1 rRNA gene is annotated in these 247 nt (G+C 49.0%); it reads right to left on the bottom strand.

Annotated elements, in window-relative coordinates:
- Positions 1 to 238 (bottom strand): 23S ribosomal RNA (locus AAEZ18_RS19400); the annotation flags it as partial.
- Between the last annotated feature and the right edge of the window lie 9 nt (positions 239 to 247).

Raw genomic sequence — 247 nt, 5'->3', positions numbered from 1 at the left:
CCGCTACTTGGGGAATCTCATTTGATGTCTATTCCTAAGGGTACTGAGATGTTTCACTTCCCCTCGTTCGCTTCTTGTACAAGTACAAGATACCTACCTTATGGTAAGTGGGTTTCCCCATTCAGAAATCTCCGGATCACAGGATATTGCCGCCTCCCCGAAGCTTATCGCAGGCTGTCACGTCTTTCATCGCCTCTGACTGCCAAGGCATCCACCATGTGCGCTTCATTACTTGACCATACAACCC

Origin of the sequence: Pseudoalteromonas sp. 19-MNA-CIBAN-0066 (assembly GCF_040308705.1) — a bacterium.
GTDB classification, from domain to species: Bacteria; Pseudomonadota; Gammaproteobacteria; order Enterobacterales; family Alteromonadaceae; genus Pseudoalteromonas; species Pseudoalteromonas nigrifaciens.
Note: the sequence above shows the minus strand (reverse complement) of the source record. Positions and strands in the feature narration are given on the sequence as shown.